The sequence below is a fragment of the Mesorhizobium sp. W067 genome (assembly GCF_054719525.1).
In genome coordinates, this window is record NZ_JBTTII010000001.1 from 5,198,596 (window position 1) to 5,216,219 (window position 17,624).

Annotated in this window: 14 protein-coding genes; 9 read left to right on the top strand and 5 right to left on the bottom strand. The window is 64.1% G+C overall.

Annotation, left to right across the window (positions count from 1 at the left end; translation table 11 throughout):
• Positions 1–7: 7 nt before the first annotated feature.
• A complete protein-coding gene (pncA, locus tag ACYG97_RS25485) occupies positions 8–622 on the bottom strand; it encodes a bifunctional nicotinamidase/pyrazinamidase (RefSeq protein ID WP_023732661.1) in 615 nt (204 codons plus the stop codon).
• A gap of 385 nt (positions 623–1,007) precedes the next feature.
• On the opposite strand from pncA, the gene ACYG97_RS25490 reads away from it, so the two are divergent.
• The 6 genes from ACYG97_RS25490 to ACYG97_RS25515 are packed head-to-tail and all read left to right on the top strand — an operon-like array spanning position 1,008 to position 8,303.
• Positions 1,008–1,871 carry an FAD binding domain-containing protein gene (locus ACYG97_RS25490; RefSeq protein ID WP_023732660.1) on the top strand — a complete coding sequence of 288 codons (864 nt, stop codon included), beginning with the start codon at positions 1,008–1,010 and terminating at the stop codon, positions 1,869–1,871.
• Positions 1,872–1,882: 11 nt separating this feature from the next.
• Entirely contained in the window at positions 1,883–4,846 is a 2,964-nt protein-coding gene (locus ACYG97_RS25495) for a molybdopterin-dependent oxidoreductase (protein ID WP_031244818.1), read from the top strand.
• On the top strand, positions 4,843–6,384 hold the full coding sequence (locus tag ACYG97_RS25500; RefSeq protein ID WP_023693116.1) for a hypothetical protein: 1,542 nt from the start codon (positions 4,843–4,845) through the stop codon (positions 6,382–6,384). The genes ACYG97_RS25495 and ACYG97_RS25500 overlap by 4 nt, the downstream gene beginning before the upstream one ends.
• Positions 6,384–7,268 carry a UPF0280 family protein gene (locus ACYG97_RS25505; RefSeq protein WP_023693117.1) on the top strand — a complete coding sequence of 295 codons (885 nt, stop codon included), beginning with the start codon at positions 6,384–6,386 and terminating at the stop codon, positions 7,266–7,268. The genes ACYG97_RS25500 and ACYG97_RS25505 overlap by 1 nt, the downstream gene beginning before the upstream one ends.
• A complete protein-coding gene (locus ACYG97_RS25510; RefSeq protein WP_023703687.1) occupies positions 7,261–7,845 on the top strand; it encodes an amino acid synthesis family protein in 585 nt (194 codons plus the stop codon). Before ACYG97_RS25505 ends, ACYG97_RS25510 begins: the two co-directional genes overlap by 8 nt.
• A complete protein-coding gene (locus ACYG97_RS25515; protein ID WP_023671294.1) occupies positions 7,842–8,303 on the top strand; it encodes a MarR family winged helix-turn-helix transcriptional regulator in 462 nt (153 codons plus the stop codon). Before ACYG97_RS25510 ends, ACYG97_RS25515 begins: the two co-directional genes overlap by 4 nt.
• Position 8,304: 1 nt before the next feature.
• Here ACYG97_RS25515 and ACYG97_RS25520 read toward each other — a convergent pair whose 3' ends face one another.
• Together ACYG97_RS25520 and ACYG97_RS25525 are read right to left on the bottom strand one after the other, a co-directional pair.
• Entirely contained in the window at positions 8,305–9,420 is a 1,116-nt protein-coding gene (locus tag ACYG97_RS25520) for an aminomethyltransferase family protein (RefSeq protein WP_023732658.1), read from the bottom strand.
• 70 nt (positions 9,421–9,490) lie between these two features.
• Positions 9,491–10,261, bottom strand: a complete 771-nt coding sequence (locus ACYG97_RS25525; protein WP_023732657.1) for an ABC transporter substrate-binding protein — start codon at positions 10,259–10,261, stop codon at positions 9,491–9,493.
• Between the two features lie 255 nt (positions 10,262–10,516).
• Between ACYG97_RS25525 and ACYG97_RS25530 the strand changes: the two genes are divergently transcribed.
• On the top strand, positions 10,517–11,407 hold the full coding sequence (locus ACYG97_RS25530; RefSeq protein ID WP_023732656.1) for an SGNH/GDSL hydrolase family protein: 891 nt from the start codon (positions 10,517–10,519) through the stop codon (positions 11,405–11,407).
• Between the two features lie 22 nt (positions 11,408–11,429).
• Here the strand turns inward: ACYG97_RS25530 and ACYG97_RS25535 are convergent, their stop codons facing one another.
• Entirely contained in the window at positions 11,430–13,112 is a 1,683-nt protein-coding gene (locus tag ACYG97_RS25535; RefSeq protein WP_023732655.1) for a hydantoinase B/oxoprolinase family protein, read from the bottom strand.
• A 1-nt stretch (position 13,113) separates the two neighbouring features.
• Complete coding sequence (locus tag ACYG97_RS25540) at positions 13,114–15,198, bottom strand: hydantoinase/oxoprolinase family protein (RefSeq protein WP_023671299.1); 2,085 nt, start codon at positions 15,196–15,198, stop codon at positions 13,114–13,116.
• A 220-nt stretch (positions 15,199–15,418) separates the two neighbouring features.
• Here ACYG97_RS25540 and ACYG97_RS25545 point away from each other — a divergent pair, with 220 nt between their 5' ends.
• Entirely contained in the window at positions 15,419–16,246 is an 828-nt protein-coding gene (locus ACYG97_RS25545; RefSeq protein WP_023671300.1) for a ferredoxin--NADP reductase, read from the top strand.
• 206 nt (positions 16,247–16,452) lie between these two features.
• Positions 16,453–17,502: a deoxyribose-phosphate aldolase gene (deoC, locus tag ACYG97_RS25550; RefSeq protein WP_023732653.1), complete on the top strand. Its 1,050-nt coding sequence runs from the start codon at positions 16,453–16,455 to the stop codon at positions 17,500–17,502.
• Positions 17,503–17,624 lie beyond the last annotated feature (122 nt).

The window sequence follows — 17,624 nt, forward strand, 5'->3', positions numbered from 1 at the left end:
GATCCAGTCACTCCGAGATCGGGTCTTCGAGCCTCACCCCGGCATCGCGCATCCTCTTCAGCATCGCCTCGACCGAACCGTTGAGATCGATGCCGCGGCACGCGTCGAGCCGCACCGTCGTCTTGAAGCCTTGCTTGACCGCGTCGAGGGCCGAGAAGGCGACGCAGAAGTCGGTCGCCAGGCCAACCACGGTCACGGTGCCGATGCCGCGCTCCTTGAGGTAGCCGGCGAGCCCGGTCGGCGTCTTGTGGTCGTTCTCGAAGAAGGCGGAGTAGCTGTCAATATCGGGGCGGAACCCCTTGCGGATCACCAGCTCGGCCTTGGTCCAGGCGAGCCCCGAGTGAAAATCCGAACCGAGGCTGCCCTGGATGCAATGGTCGGGCCACAGAGTCTGCGGCCCATAGGGCATCTCGATTGCGCTGAAGGGCTGCGCCCCCGGATGGCTGGAGGCAAAGCTCGAATGTCCGGCCGGGTGCCAGTCCTGCGTCAGCACGACATGCTCGGCATGCCGGATCAGATCGTTGACCAGCGGCACGATTTCGTCGCCGCCGGCAACCGCCAGTGCGCCGCCGGGGCAGAAGTCGTTTTGCAGGTCGATGACAACAAGCGCTTCGTCGGCCATGGCGCCTCTCCTCTTCTACGTCTCGAACGGGGGATCGAGTGAAATACGCCGCTGATGCGACCGGATGCAGAAACTCGACCGGATGGCCGCCTGCGTCAACCTCCTACAGCGCCGCGCGTCCCCTTCGGACGCGCAAAGGACGCTGTAGCACTTTACTTTGCGCAGGATCCTTTCCGAAAATCGATTCCGATTTTTGGGGATCATGCGCGGACGTAACAAATGCATGGCGGCCGGGTTCCCTTAAACTCCGGCTTTGACAATTTCCGCCAGCTTGATATCATTTGCATACGAATGAATTTGGCCTGATCAGACATTGGCGGGGTTCGGGAAGACCCCACCTTTTGAAGGTCCCAATGGGAAGGCCTATTTTTTTGGAAGGCAAAGCGTGATCCGTTACGCGAAACCCGCCACGCTCGACGAGGCGCTCGCTCTGCTGGGCGAGGGCGCCTGGCGCGTGCTTGCCGGCGGCACCGATTTCTATCCGGCGCAGGGCGCCAAACCGTTCCGCGACAATGTTCTCGATATTAACGGCCTGGTCTCGCTGCGCGGCATTGCCGAGACCGAAACCCATTGGGTTTTGGGCGCCCGCACCACCTGGACCGACCTTGTCCGCCATCCATTGCCGGCGGCTTTCGATGCGCTGAAGCAGGCCGCGCGCGAAGTGGGCTCCCTGCAGATCCAGAATGTCGCCTCGATCGCCGGCAATCTCTGCAATGCTTCGCCTGCCGCCGATGGCGTTCCGGGACTGCTGGTGCTGGACGCCGAGGTCGAGCTGCGCTCTGCAGCCGCGACGCGTCATCTGCCGCTGCAGCAGTTCATTCTCGGCAACCGCCGCACCGCTTTGCTGCCGGGCGAACTGGTCACCGCCATCCGCATCACGAAGCGGGCCTCTGCCGGCACGTCGGCCTTCGTCAAGCTCGGTGCGCGGCGTTACCTCGTCATCTCCATCGCCATGGTGGCGGCGCGCCTCGTTGCCGAGAGTGGCATAGTCATGGAAGCCGCTGTCGCGGTCGGGTCCTGCTCGGCCGTCGCCAGGCGGCTCGCCGCTGTCGAAGCCGTGCTGGTGGGCAAGCCTGTCGGCCCGGCACTCGCCGATGCTCTCCTGTCCGCGCCGATGGCCGAGCTCTCGCCGATTGCCGACGTGCGCGGCAGCGCCGAATACCGGCTCGACGCAGCGCGCGAGCTTGTCGCTCGCGCCGTGCTGGGAGCCTGCGGGCTGACGAACGACAACAGCATGGTGGCGGCATGAGCCACTCCGAGATGATTGAAGCCCTGCCCGACCTCGTGCCGGGCCTCGGCATCGAGCGCGCCGAGATCGCCTTCGCCGTCAATGGCGCCGCCGTCTCGGTCAATGTGCCGCCGCTGCGCCGGCTGTCGCAGGTTTTGCGCGACGAATTGCAGCTGACGGGCACCAAGGTTGGCTGCGATGCCGGCGATTGCGGCGCCTGCACGGTGCTGGTCGACGGCGACGCCGTCTGCGCCTGCCTGATGCCGGCGGCCTCCGCAGCCGGGACGTCCGTAACGACCGTCGAAGGCCTCGCCGATGGCCGGCTCTCGGCTCTGCAGGCGTCCTTCCTGGCGCATGGCGCCGCGCAATGCGGCATCTGCACGCCGGCGCTGCTGGTCGCGGCAACGGCGTTGCTGGATGGCACGCCGAATCCGACCGAGACCGAGGTGCAGGATGCGCTGGGCGGCATCCTCTGCCGTTGCACCGGCTACAGAAAGATCATCGCGGCAGTGATGGATGCGGGACGGTTCGAGACGTCGACCGACGGCGCTGCCCCTCATCCGCCTGCCGGCACCCTCACCCCGTATAGTGACGGGGAGAAGGGAAGTGCTCCAGCGCCGACGCTCCCCGCTCCCCGTTCTTCACGGGGAGAGGGTAAGGGTGAGGGGCAGCGCCAACGTCATTCGTTGGAATTCAACTTTGAACGTAGAATGCCAACCACAGGGAATGCTGTAGGCGCCTCCCCGGTCCGGCTCGACGGCGTGCCAAAAATCACCGGCGCTGAAAAATTCGGCGGCGATGCCTTTCCCGCCGATGCGCTGGCTGTGCTGGTGGTCCGCTCGCCGCATTATCATGCCGGCTTCGCCTTCGGCGACCTGGAGGGCTGGGTGAAGTCGCATCCCGGCATCGCCGGCGTCTTCACCGCCGCCGACATCCCGGGAAAAAACTGTTTCGGCGTCATCGGTCCGTTTGCCGACCAGCCGGCGCTGGCCGAAGGCTTTGCGCGGCTGCGCGGCGAGGCAGTGGCGCTGGTCGCCGGCGAGCGCGAGGCCATGCTCGATCTCGACCTCCAGGATTTCCCGGTCCGCTGGACCGAGCTGCCGCATTTTCTGCAGCCCGGCGACGCGCAGGCAGAAGGGGCTGCGCTCATCCACGCGAACCGCCCGGCCAATTTGTTGACCAAGGGCTTTGTCGAGCGCGGCGACCCCGAGACGGCGCTTGGCGAGGCTGCTTACACGGTGTCCGGTGCCATCGACACCTCCTATGTCGAGCACGCCTATATCGAGCCGGAAGCCGGCCATGCCTACATGGACGGCGACACGCTGGTCGTCGTCGCCTGCACCCAGGCCCCCTATATGGACCGTGACGAAACGGCAAAGGTGCTCGGTCTTGCCGTCGACAAGGTGCGCATCGTGCCGACCGCGACCGGCGGCGGCTTCGGCTCGAAACTGGACGTGTCGCTGCAGCCGCTCATCGGCCTTGTGGCACTGAAAACCGGCCGGCCGGCGGCGCTTGCCTACACCCGCACCGAATCGATGATGTCGACCACCAAGCGCCACCCCGCCGAGATGAAGGCGACCATCGGCACTGACGCCGAAGGCCATGTCACCGGCATGATCTTTTCCGGCGATTTCAACACCGGCGCCTATGCCAGTTGGGGGCCGACTGTCGCCAACCGCGTGCCGGTGCATGCCTCCGGTCCCTATGCGACGCCGAATTACCGCGCCGAAGGCCGCGCCATCCACACCCACGGGCCGATTTCCGGCGCCTTCCGTGGCTTCGGCGTGCCGCAGGCGACGATCATGCAGGAGACGCTCTATGATGAGCTTGCCGGCAAGCTCGGCATGGACCGGCTCGATTTTCGCCTGAGAAACTGCCTTCGGAACGGATCCGAAACGGTTACCGGACAGCGACTGGAGTCGGGAGTCGGTATCTTCGAGTGCCTCGACTCCTTGCGGCCGCATTGGGCTCGCGCGAAGGTCGACGCAGATACATTCAACAATGCCAATACGAGCAAAAGGCGCGGCGTCGGCATCGCGTCCTGCTGGTATGGCTGCGGCAACACCTCGCTGCCCAATCCGTCGACCATAAGGGTCGGTATCTCGCCGGAGGGCGAGGTCATCCTGCACCAGGGCGCCGTCGATATCGGCCAGGGCTCCAACACCGTCATCGCCCAGATCTGCGCCGACGCACTCGGCCTGCCGCTGGAAAAATTCAAGCTGAAGAGCGCCGACACCGCGATCAGCCCCGACGCCGGCAAAACATCGGCCTCGCGCCAGACTTTTGTCACCGGCAAGGCGGCCGAGAAGGCCGGCCGCGCCTTGCGCGAAAAGATCCTGCGTTTTGCCAATGTCTCGGAGAACGCGAGCCTGCAATTGGACGGCCCGGCGATCGTCATTCGCGAGGGCGAAGCCACTCGGCGCATCGATCTCCCCGCCCTCGATGTCGATGCGGACGGCTACGTCTTCCGCGCCGAGGAAACCTACGACCCGCCGACGCTGCCGCTCGACGCCAAGGGCCAGGGCAAGCCTTACGCCGTCTATGGCTATGGCGCGCAGATCGCCGAACTGGAGGTCGACCTCAAGCTCGGCACGGTGAAGCTCTTGAAAATCACCGCCGCGCACGATGTAGGCAAGGCGATCAACCCGCTTCTGGTCGAAGGCCAGATCGAGGGCGGCATCGCGCAAGGCATCGGCATGGCGCTGATGGAGGAATACATCCCCGGCCGCACCGAGAATCTGCACGACTATCTCATTCCGACCATCGGCGACGTGCCTGAGATCGAGCACATATTGATCGAGGTTCCCGATCCCGAGGGGCCGTTCGGCGCCAAGGGCCTGGGCGAGCATGTGCTGATCCCGACCGCACCCGCCATCCTCAATGCCATCCGCCACGCAACCGGCCTTCTCATCACCAAGGTTCCGGCGACGCCGACGCGCATCCGCGCCGCCATCCGCGAAAAAGATGGCATCGACGACAAGGAGGCACGCCGATGAGCGAGCTTGCCGAACGCTTCGAAACCCACGATCCCGGCGAAAAGCTGGTGGCGGAAAAGATCCGCTGCGATGCCTGTCCGGTCATGTGCTACATCGCCGATGGCCGCACCGGCGCCTGCGACCGCTACGGCAATGTCGGTGGCCGCATCGTGCGTATGGACCCGCTGACCATCCTCGACCATGCGGCAGAGAGCGGCGCCGCGGTCGTGCCTTTCACTGCCGAGGGCGAGCAATGGGACGGCGAACTGGTCAACACCGGCCGCCGCTTCGTCACTGCAATCGGCGCCGGCACCACCTATCCCGACTACAAGCCGGCTCCCTTCATCGTCAGCCAGGAGGTCGAGGGGGTCGATCTGGTGACCGTGGTCACCGAAGGCATTTTTTCGTACTGCGGCGTCAAGGTGAAGATCGACACGGACCGTCATCTCGGCCCCGAAACGGCAATCGTGCGCGCGCAAGGCGAGCCGATCGGCCACGTCACGACAGGCGAATATGGCTCGCAGATGCTGTCGCTGGGCGGCGTGCATCATCTGACCGGCGGCTCCAAGGCCGAAGGCCGGGCAACCTGCGACGCGATGCTCAATCTGTGCAACCGCAAGCCTGTCGAACTGACCATCGACGGTGGCGCCACCATCATCGTCGAAGCCGGCAAACCACCTGTCATCGACGGCAAGCAGGAACATCGCATGCGCGTCGGTTGCGGCTCGGCCACCATCGGCATGTTCGCCACGCAATGGCGCGGCCTGGTCGACGAAGTGGTGGTGGTCGACGACCACATCACCGGCGTCGTGTCGGAGCATCAAGCCGGCAAGGTGCTGGGCTGGCAGGATACGGGGATAAAAATCATCGGCCGCCGTTCGACGCCGGGCCGCTACTTCAAGGTCTCCGAGCCCGGCCTCGGCTGGGGCGGCACAAGCATTTCCGACCCGCTGTCGATCCTCGGCGAATGGAATTCCAAGAAGGGCGCGCGTCCTGGCCTGTCGCTGTTGATGGTGTCGACCACTGGCGAGCAGTTCGCCTATTACGAGCTCGACGACGAGTTGAAGCCTGTGGAAAAACCGTTCCCGGACCGGTTGCAAAAATCGGTCGGCCTGATCGAGGACAATTGCGAACCGGCGCTCTGCACCGTGCTGTTCATCGGCGGCGCCGGCGGGTCGCTGCGCGCCGGGGTCACCGAAAACCCGGTCAATCTCACCCGCTCGGTGCAGGGCTTGAAGACCTATGTCACCGTCGGCGGCGCGCCGGTCTATGTCTGGCCGGGCGGCGGCATCACGCTGATGGTCGACGTCACGCGCGTGCCGGAAGGCGCGTTCGGCTATGTGCCGACCCCGGCCCTGGTGGCGCCGATCGAGTTCACGCTGCGCCGCGACGACTATGTCAGGCTGGGCGGCTACGAGGCCGAGATACGCAGCGTCGAGGATATTGTTGCCAAGGGCGGCGAATACCTCAATCCGCGTCGCGGCTCCGGGGCTGCCTGTCAAAATCCATGGCCGCCGCTGGCGCAGTTGCGCCGCGCCGGCTCGAACGGGGCCGCGTGATGCAAGGCCCGCAAGTCCACTGGCTGCAGGACGGCAAGCGGCTGCACCTCAACCACGGGCCGATCGACCTGATCGTCGAGGCCTTTGGTGAGGCGGCTGAGTGTCGTGCCGCCTACGATCAGGCGATCGAGCGCTTCCAGACGATCCTGATCGAGTTGGTCGAGGAGCTTCCCGAATTGCGGCTGCCGGCATTTTTCCTGGCGCCGCGCACCTTCGCCGGCCCGACCGCGCGGCGCATGGAAGCAGCCGTCATGCCCTTGGCGGAAAGCTTCATCACGCCGATGGCCGCCGTCGCCGGATCGGTAGCCGACGAAATGCTCTCGGCATTGCTTGCAGGCCGCAGACTCGACCGCGCCTATGTCAACAATGGCGGCGACAGCGCACTCCACATCGGCAAGGGCCAGTCGATGAACCTGGCGATCGCCGGCACCGGCAACGGCTTGGCCGACCGTCTCACCATTCGCTCGGCGGACGGCGTGCGCGGCGTCGCCACGAGCGGCTGGCGCGGCCGTTCGTTCTCGCTTGGCATTGCCGACGCCGTCACCGTGCTCGCGCGCACCGGCGCCGAGGCCGATGCGGCCGCGACACTCATTGCCAACGCCGTCGACCTGCCCGGCAATCCCGCCATCAAGCGCATTCCCGCGCAGGACTTGGTGCCCGACAGCGATCTCGGTGCACGGCTGGTGACACAAGCCGTCGGCATGCTCGCGCGTGGCGATGTGGAGCGGGCGCTGGACAATGGCCTTGCCGTCGCCGAAGATTTTCGCCGGCGCGGCCTGATTGCCGCATCGGCGCTGTTTCTAGGCGGGGAAGCCCGCATCAGTGGTTCCATGGCGCTTGCCGCGCCCAACAAAAGTCCAGGGAAGGAAGTTGCCCATGCCTGAGTTTCCGATCCGCAAGATCGCGGTTCTTACCGAAGAGATCTTTCACGATGGCGGGCCGGTCGCTGCTCTGCCGCGCCGCCGCGCTGCAGCCGTGGCCCTGGTGAAGAACCCGTTCGCCGGCCGCTACGTCGAAGAACTGCAGAGCGCCATGGACGATCTGAAGCCGCTCGGCCTGCTGCTCACCGACAAGCTCATTGCCGCATTGGGCGGCGACATCAAGCAGATCGACGCCTACGGCAAGGGCACCATCGTCGGTTCGTCAGGGGAGCTGGAGCACGGCGCGCTCTGGCATGTGCCGGGCGGTTATGCCATGCGCGAGCGGCTGGGCGACGCCAAGGCGATCGTGCCGTCGGCAACCAAGGTCGGGGCGTTCGGCTCGCGGCTCGACGTGCCGCTCGGCCACACCAACGCTGCCTATGTCCGCAGCCATTTCGACGCCATGGAGGTCGGCCTCAGCGACGGGCCGCGTGCCGACGAAATCCTGTTTTGCCTCGCTATGAGCTGCGGCCCGCGCGTGCACGACCGCATGGGCGGCCTGGCTGCAGGCGACATCAAGGCCTGGGATGGCCTGCGATGAGCGGCGGTGACAATCTTCTCAAGCTGGTCGAGGCCGAAGAGCCCGACGAACATGATTACCGCCTGCAGGAGCAGGTCGGCTTCATCCTGCGCAAGGCGCATCAGCGCCATGTCTCGATCTTTGCCGCCCAGATAAGCGACCTGACGCCGCCGCAATTTGCTGCACTTGCCAAGCTGCACGATGTCGGCGAGACCTCGCAGAACCAGTTGGGCACGCTGATCGCCATGGACGCGGCGACGGTCAAGGGCGTCATCGACCGGCTGAAGGCGCGAGGCCTGGTAGACCTGACCAAGCACGAGGTCGACAAGAGGCGGCTGCTGGTCAACCTCACGCCAGAGGGACGCGAGGCGATCGAACGGCTGATCCCGTTGGCCCGCGCCATCACCCAGGAGACACTGGCGCCGCTGACGGCCAAGGAAGCGGCCACGTTTATGCGGCTGCTAGCGAAGTTAGCCTGATTTAGGCCCGCAGCCGAGCGCCTTCAGGATCGAAGAATGGCATCGGCGCCACCACCGCGCGGGTCGGCTTGCCGTCAATGTCGATGCTGAGTTCGGTCCCGATGGCGGTGAACGGCAGCCGCAAATGCGCCGTCGCCAGAACTTTGCCTAAGGAATAGCCGTGATCGCTGTAGGTGACGACGCCGGCATCCTCGCCGTCGGCGAAAACCCTGGCATCCGTCGCGGCCGGCTTGTCACCGTCGAGAATCAGCCCGGTCCAGCGTTCGTCGAGCCCCTTGTCACGCACCTTGAGCAGCGCGTCGCGGCCTATGAAATCGCCCTTGTCGAACTTGATCCAGCGATCGAGCCCGACATGGAACGGCGTGCGGGTCTCGTCCATGTCGATGCCATGCGCCGGATAGGCCTTCTCCAGCCCGAGCGTGAACATCGCCAGCACGCCGTAAGGTTTTAGACCGAAATCGGCGCCGGCTCGCATCAGCGCGTCCCAGACCGAAGTCGCCTCGTCAGCTGGCACGAACAGTTCGAAGCCGAGCTCGCCGGTGACGCCTGTGCGCGAGATCAGAACCTTGGTCTCGCCGACGCGTCCTGAAGTGAACGCCCAGCGTTTCAACCCGTCGAGATCGGCATCCGACACCATCGTTTTCAGCAGCTCGCGTGAGCGCGGCCCCTGTATGGTCGGGAAGGCGACGGCCGCGGTGATGTCGGTAGCATAGGCCTTTCGGCCTTCAGCATGATGTTGCAGCCAGGGCAGCATCTTCAGCCGGTTGACCGAGCCGGTCACCAGCATGAAATGCTCTGATGCGAGCCGGAACACGGTGAGGTCGTCCATGATGCCGCCATCCTCGCGGCAGACGGTGGAATAACGCACCTGACCGGGCTTCATCGCGGCCGCGTCGTTGACGATGACGTGGTTGACCAGCGCCTCGGCTTCCGGCCCCTTGATATCCATCTTGCCCATGGTGCTGAGGTCCTGCACGCCGACATTTTTGCGCGTGTTCAGGTGCTCGTCGGCAATGCCGGAGTAAGTTTTGGCCGAGATGAAATCGCCGCCGACCCGGCCCATCGTCGCGCCCAGGCCGACAATGCTGTTGTATAAGGGGGAGCGCCGCTCAACCAAGAAACTTCTCCGTTATCTCATGAAAACGGCAGCGCCTGATGGCGCTGCCGAATGGTGCTTGTTGTCGGTCTCAGCTGCCGTAGACGTCGAACGAAAAGTATTTGTCGTTGATTTCCTTGTACTTGCCGTTGGCGCGCAGCGCGTCGATCGCGGCATTGACCTTGTCGGCAAGCTCCTTGTTGCCCTTCTGCAGCGCAATGCCGACGCCGGGCCCGTGAATGGCCGGGTCGGCGGTCAACGTGCCGAGCAATTTGCAGCAGGCGCCGTCGGGCTTCTTCAGCCATTCGGTCAGGATGATCGAGCCGTCCATCATCGCATCCAGCCGGCCATTGGCCATGTCGGTGCGGGCATCGTCGCCGGTCGGATAGGCCTTGACGGTCGAGCCGGAGTATTTCTGCTCGGCGAAATTCTGGTGGATGGTGGCGCTCTGCACACCCAGCACCTTGCCCTTCAGATCGTCCGGCGACGTGCCGGCGATGGTCGAATCCTTCGGCACGGCGATGGCCGGCGGCGTCTGGTAATATTTGTGGGTGAACTCGACCTTCTCGGCCCGTTCCGGCGTGATGGTGATGTTGATGATGGCGTCGAACTTGCCGGCCTGAAGCGCCGGAATGGAACCATCGAAATCCTGCACGGAGAACTCGCACTCGGCCTTCATCTCGGCGCACAGCGCCTTGCCGAGGTCGATGTCGAAACCGCCCAGCGTGCCGTCCGAATTGGCATAATTGAAAGGCGGATAGGCACCCTCGGTGCCGATCCTGAGTTTCTCGGCAGAGGCAGCACCGGTGGCAAGCAGCAAAGCGGCGGAAGCGGCAAGCACGAAACGACCGAAAAGACGCATGTTCTGGTTCCCCGTTGACTAAAGCAATTCCAGGGAAAGTGTTGGCGGTTCCCGTCCGGAATTGCGGAAAAAACAAGATAGAAGTCTACGGTCTTTGCGGTGCGCGGCGGAGACGGAAACGACATGCTCTGCGGCGATCACGGCGCGGCAAGCCGTCCTTCCCCAGGAAATCTTACTGTGATCTAAATTACAGACCGATCATGGACATCGGCGCATACTCAGCCGGACATTGACGGTGATGGGAGGGACCTGGGGATGGACCAGCAGGAATTCGTGCAGGAAGCCGCGCAACGGCGCATCGACGACGATATCGCCAAGCGCATCAAGGTCCACCAGGCCAACATCGAGCGGCTCGAAACCGCAATAGAAAGTGCCGGCAATCTAGAGGCGGCCGTAGCCAACCGCCCGCTGGTGATGTTGGCGCAGGGCGATTCCTGGTTCGACTATCCGCTGACCGGCAACGGCTTCCCTTTCGTCGACACCGATGTGATCGCGCAGTTGCGCCGCATCGGCGCGATGCCGCCGACGATCCTCAACCTTGCCCATCATGGCGACGCCGCGACCGACGAGATGTCGCTACCCAAGCAGCAGCGCATGATCGCGGCGTTGCGCAACAAGGCAAACTGGCTGGACGGCAAGCCCGACGCCATCCTGTTTTCGGCCGGTGGCAACGACATTGCCGGTGACCAGTTCTGCATCTTCCTCGACTTCAATGACGGCCATGCCCCCGGGCTGAACAAGAACCGCTTCACCAAGGCGCTCGGCATGGTCGAGGCCTGCTATCTCGATTTGTTCGCGCTGCGCGACCGCGTCGCGCCAGGCGTGCCGATCTTTGGCCATTGCTATGATTTTCCGATCCCGAACGGAGCGCATCCGTCCTGTGTCGGCCCGTGGCTGAAACCGTCGCTCGATTTCTGCAACTGGACGGTCGCCAAGGGCACGGTCATCGTCCACGACGCGCTGGCGGCGTTCCGCGATGTGGTGAAGCGCCTGGCCGACGATCCCAACAACAATTTCCATCTGGTCGACACGCAAGGAACGTTGAAGCTGGCCGACTGGGCCAACGAACTGCATCCCGATCCCGCCGGCTTCAAGAAAATCGCGCAGAAATTCGCCGATGCGCTGAAGGCCAAGCTGCAGAGCTAACGCAGCTCGGGCCTGTCGGCTGTCAGGTTCCGAACAGCTCTTTGGCTTGTTCATCGGTGTAGTAACCAAGACGGACGTCCTCGGCGACCAGTTTCGGATCGCGCTGACGCGGATCGCCATAGCCGCCGCCGCCCGGCGTGCCGACGCGCACGCGGTCGCCGGCCTTGAGCGCGATGTCCTGTTCCTTGGACAGATGCGGCGGCACATGTGCCTCGCCGTCGCGGAACACGGTCACTGTGTTGACCGCGCCGTCCTTGCCGCCGAGCGCGCCTTGCGGGCCGAAACGGCCATGGTCCATGACGAAGGACGCTCGCGCCTCGCCTCGCAATATCTCGACCTCATAGGCGAGGCCGAAGCCGCCGCGCTGCTTGCCGGCGCCGCCGGAGCCTTCGCGCAAGGCATAGTGGCGGTAGAGAACCGGAAAGGCCTGCTCCATGATCTCGACCGGCGGCGATTTCGAAATGCCGATGGTCGAGCAGCCATTGGTCAGCCCGTCATGTCCCGAATTGCCGCCATAGCCGCCGCCGGAGATCTGATACATCACATAGTCGCGGCCGCGGGCCGGATCGTTGCCGCCGAGCGCGAAATTGCCGCTGGAGCCGGCGGGTGCAGCCGTCACCTTTTCCGGCAGCGCCTGCACCATCGCCGCGAACACCGCCTCGGCGATGCGCTGCGACACCTCAGCCGCGCAGCCCGAGACGGGCCGCGGGTATTTGGCATCGAGAAACGTGCCTTCTGGCCGTTTGACGATCAGCGGCTCGAAAGCCCCGGCGCTAATCGGCACATCGGGAAAGATATGGCGCATGGCGAGATAGACCGAGGATAGCGTCGTCGCCAGCACGCTGTTCATCGGCCCCGCGCAGGGTTTTGAGGAACCGGTGAAATCGAAGGTCAGCGTGTCGCCCTTCTTCTCCACCGCAAGTGCAATGGTCAGCGGCTCGTTGACCACGCCGTCCGAGTCGACAAAGGCCTTCGAGCTATAGGTGCCGTCTGGAATGGCGGAGATGTTGGCGCGCATCTGCTCGGCGGCGCGGCGACGCAGTTCGGCGATCGCCCCGACGACGGTTTCGTCCCCGTAACGATCGAGGATTCCATTGAGCCTGTCCTGACCGATCAGCAGTGCCGCGGCTTGCGCCCTTATATCGCCGATGCGCTGGTCGGCGACGCGGATGTTGGAGCAGATGATGGCGTAGATTTCGGTGTCGAGCACGCCCTTCTTGAACAGCTTGACCGGCGGCAGCCGCAGGCCTTCCTGCTCGACGGCTGTGGCGGAAGCGGAGAAGCCGCCCGGCACCGAGCCACCGATATCGGGCCAGTGGCCGGTATTCGATAGCCAGCAAAATATCTTGCCGTCGCGATAGACCGGCATGGCGAAGCGCACATCCATCAGATGAGTGCCGCCGAGATAGGGATCGTTGACGATATAGATGTCGCCCGGCTCAGGTGGCAGGCAGCGGCCGTCGGCGATCATCTCGATCACCGTCCTGGTCGAATACTGCATGACGCCGACGAACACCGGCAGGCCCTGGCTGCCTTGTGCGATCAGCGAGCCGTCGACGGCCGAGTAGATGCCGTCGGAGCGGTCATTGGCTTCGGCGATGACAGGCGAGAAGGCCGCGCGGGAGAAAGTGAGATCCATCTCGTCGCAGACCTGCTGGAGGGCAGCCTGCAGGACCGAAAGCGTGATGGCGTCGAGCTTTTGCATCTCAGGCCTCGCCGATATCGATGATGATGTTGCCGTCGGCGTCCGATCTTGCGCGGTCGCCGGGTTCGAGCACGGTGGTGGCGTCCATCTGTTCGAGGATCGCCGGCCCTTCGATGACGGCATCGGGCGGCAGCTTTTCGCGTGCGTATATCGGCGTATCGTGCCAGCGTCCTGCGTACCAGACAGGCCTTGTTTCGCGCAGCGCCTCGTCTAGCGTCTTTGTACGTCCGGCCGGGTCGATCAGCCGTGACAGGTCGATCGCCGGCCGCACGCCCGTCACCGACGTGTTGAGGTTGACCAGATTGGCGCGGATCTCCGGCAGCTCGACCTTGAAGCGGGCGAAATAGGCTTTTTCGAACAGCGCCTGCAACTCCTGCCTTGTCACCGATGAAGACGGCAACGGCACGTTGATGATGTGGGTCTGGCCGACAAACTGCATGTCGGCAGAGTGCGTAACGCGGATCGTTTCCGGCTTCACCGCTTCCTTGCCGATCAGTTCCTCGCCTTCCCCGCGGTGACGTTCCAGCACCTCGCGAAGCCTGGCTTCATCGAGCACGGCGACCGGCTGGTTGATCGTGTTGACGAAGTCGTGACGCAGATCGGCCACGACGCAGCCGAGCGCATTGGTGATGCCCGGACGCGCCGGCACCAGCACACGGGGCAGGCCGAGTTCGCGCGCCAGGGCGGAGGCATGCAGCGGCCCGGCGCCACCGAAGGCGAACAGCGCGAAATCGCGCGGATCATGGCCGCGCGACACCGAGACCATGCGGATGGCGCCGGCCATTTTCATGTTGCCGAGCCGCAGGATTGCACCCGCCGCCTCGACGCCGGAGAGGCCGGTGGCCTTGCCTATTCTGTTCTCGAAAATGCCGGTGACGCGCTCGACGGTGACCGGATTTTCGACCGCCAGCAGTTTTTTCGGCGCCAGCCGTCCCAGCACCAGATTGGCATCGGTGATGGTCGGCTCCAAGCCGCCGCGGCCGTAGCAGATCGGACCGGGATTGGCGCCGGCACTTTCCGGGCCGATCTGGATCAGGCCGGCCGCATCAACGCGCGCGATCGAGCCGCCGCCGGCGCCGACCGTATGCACCGCCACCATCGGCACATGGATCGGCATCGCATATTCGATCTCGATCTCGTTGGAGACCGCCGGCTCGGCGTTGCGGATCAGCGCCACATCGGTCGAGGTGCCGCCCATGTCGTAGGTGACGAGGTTTTCAAAGCCGGCGCGCTTGCCCGTATAGGCGGCGGCGATGACGCCGGAGGCCGGGCCGGACATCACGGTCTTGGCCGACTCGCGCGTGACGAAACGGGCCGAGATCATGCCGCCATTGCCGTTCATGATCAGGAAGTCGCGGGCATAGCCCTTGGCGGCCAATTCCTTGCGCAGCCGCTCGACATAACGCTCGAGGATCGGCTGCACCGAGGCGTTGACCGCGGCGGTAACGCCGCGCTCGAATTCGCGGGCTTCCGACAGCAGCGCATGGCCAGTCGTGATGTAGCCGTTCGGCCAAAGCTCGGCGGCGATTTCGGCCGCGCGCCGCTCATGTCCAGGGTTGGCGTAGGAATGCAGGAAATGGATGACGAGGGACTCGCAGCCGGCCGCGATCAGCGTCTTCACGGCGTCGCGCATCTCGGCCTCGTCGAGCGGCGTGCGCACCGCGCCGGATGCTTCGACGCGCTCCGAGACTTCGAGCCTGAGATCGCGCGGTATGATCGGAACGAAGGTGCCTGTCATGCCATAGGGCTGCGGTCGGGTCCGCCGTCCCAACTCGATCACGTCGCGAAAACCGCGTGTGGTGATCATGCCGGTTTTCGCCAGCCGGCGTTCCAGAACTGCATTGGTGGTGGTGGTCGTGCCATGCACGATGAGGTCGATGCCGTCTATGGCAAAGCCGGTGGCGCCCAGCGCTGAAACCACGCCGAACGCCTGGTTGTCGACCGTCGTCGGCGTCTTGGCGATATGCACCTTTCCGCCGTCATTTCCGTCGATCAAAATGAGGTCGGTGAAGGTTCCGCCAACATCGATGCCGGCAACGACGTGACCCAGGGAATCCGGTTGTTGCACCGAAAAATTCTCTTTCATTGTCGAAATCCGAAATGGCGGAACTACGAATATGCCGCAGTTTGGAAAGCTGTTTTAGCGTGGTATCTTGACACAAATATCGTTTGTATACTAATAAATTTGGGACACAAGAGCTCACTGCTTTGGAGTGTGTGAACGGCTCGCCGGGACCTGAATGGTCTGGGCGCGCAGGAAACGGTTTGGCGCCCGCACAGGCGTGGGCAAGACAGAGTTGGATTTGATGAACACCACATCCGCACTCAACACCGCCGGCGCCCGTCCGCTGCAGTTCCCGATTCCGGCCAACGTCTATGCCGAAACCGTCGTCTCGGTGAAGCATTACACCGACCGCCTGTTCTCGTTCCGCATCACCCGTCCGCAGTCGCTGCGCTTCCGCTCCGGCGAGTTCGTCATGATCGGGCTGCCCAATGCCGAAAAGCCGGTGTACCGCGCCTATTCGGTGGCAAGCCCGGCCTGGGACGAAGAGCTGGAATTCTTCTCGATCAAGGTGCCGGACGGCCCACTGACCTCCGAACTGCAGAAGATCCAGGTCGGCGACACCGTCATCATGCGCCAGAAGTCGACTGGCACGCTGGTTGTCGACGCGCTGACCCCGGCAAAGCGCCTGTTCATGATCTCGACCGGCACCGGCATTGCGCCCTTCGCCAGCCTTCTGCGCGACCCCGATACCTACGAAAAATTCGATCAGGTCATCCTGACCCACACCTGCCGCGACAATGCCGAACTGACCTATGGCCAGGAACTGGTGGCCGCGCTCGAGAACGATCCCCTGATCGGCGAACTGACCGGCGGCCGCGTCACCCTCTACAATTCGACGACCCGCGAAGAGTCGGCGCGCATGGGCCGCATCACCGCGCTGATCGGCTCCGGCAAATTCTACGACGACCTCGGCATCGAGAAGCTCAATCCGGAGACGGATCGCATTATGATCTGCGGCTCGATGCATATGCTGAAGGACGTCAAGGAAATGGCCGAAAGCCTCGGCTTCCATGAGGGCTCGCTCAGCCATCCCTCGACCTTCGTCGTCGAGCGCGCTTTCGTCGGCTGACATCAGCCGGCGCCTCGGCGCCACGACTTGAATTGACGTTTTGACCATGTGGTCAAAATTCAGCTGCTTTTGCCGCCTTTTTCCGTTATGAGCCCTTGAAGGACTCGTGAAGCATCGATTCACGGGCTATCTTCGGTGTGTGTCGCCCAAGTCCGGGAGCAACGACACGCACCACGACGTAAAATCGTCGAGCGAAAGGGCAGGAGATGAGCAGCACAATCCGCGAAGCCGATCTCGGCGGGTCCAAGGTCACGCCGCTGCCGGCGCGTGCCGCAGCCAACACGCCCGTGCCGCAAAGCCACGGTATTGCCCGCAACACCGGCATGCGGCTCGATCTCGGCTTCATGGAATCGGTGCGCTCGGTCAACCGCTCGGCGCTGGAACGCAGGGTCGCCAGCCTCACAAAGCGGCGCTCGATCAAGGCTGACAACCAGGCCGCCTGGCTGCTGCGCGCGGTCTCCTGCATGGATTTGACGACTCTGAATTCCAACGACACCGAAGAGCGGGTGCGCCGCCTATGCGCCAAGGCGATCAACCCGTTCCGCCGCGACATCGTCGAGGGGTTTGGCATCGAGGGCGAAAAAATCCGCCCGGCGGCGGTCTGCGTCTATCATCCATTCGTCGCGACGGCTGTTGATGCCGTGCGCGGCACCGGCATCCATGTCGCCGCCGTCTCCACCGCTTTCCCGCACGGCCTTGCGCCGTTGTCGACCCGCCTGCAGGAGATCGAGGCATCGGTGCGCGACGGCGCCGACGAGATCGACGTCGTCATCCCGCGCGGCCTGGTCTTCGGCGCCAAGTGGCAGGAGCTCTACAACGAGATCGTCTCGATGCGCGAAGCCTGCGGCGATGCGCATCTCAAGGTCATTCTCGGCACTGGCGACCTCGCCACGCTGCGCAATGTCATGCTGGCCTCGATGGTGGCGATGATGGCCGGCGCCGATTTCATCAAGACCTCGACCGGCAAGGAAAGCGTCAACGCCACGCTGCCCGTCGGCCTTGCCATGGTGCGCGCCATCCGAGCCTATTTCGAGGAGACCGGCTTTCTCATCGGCTTCAAGCCGGCCGGCGGCATCTCTACAGCCAAGGCTTCGCTCGACTGGCTGGTGCTGATGAAGGAGGAGCTCGGCCGGCCATGGCTGGAGCCAGACCTGTTGCGCTTCGGCGCCTCGAGCCTGCTGACCGATATCGAGCGCCAGCTCGAGCATCATCTGACCGGGCATTATTCGGCCAACCACCGCCACGCAATGGCGTGAGGCGGGTGAAGGCCTTGAACGCCGAGTTTTTTCGCGCCCCCCTCTGTCCTCCCGGACATCTCCCCCACCTGGGGGGAGATTGGCTATCATTGACGATTTCGCCAGTCGTCGACGTTTCGGAG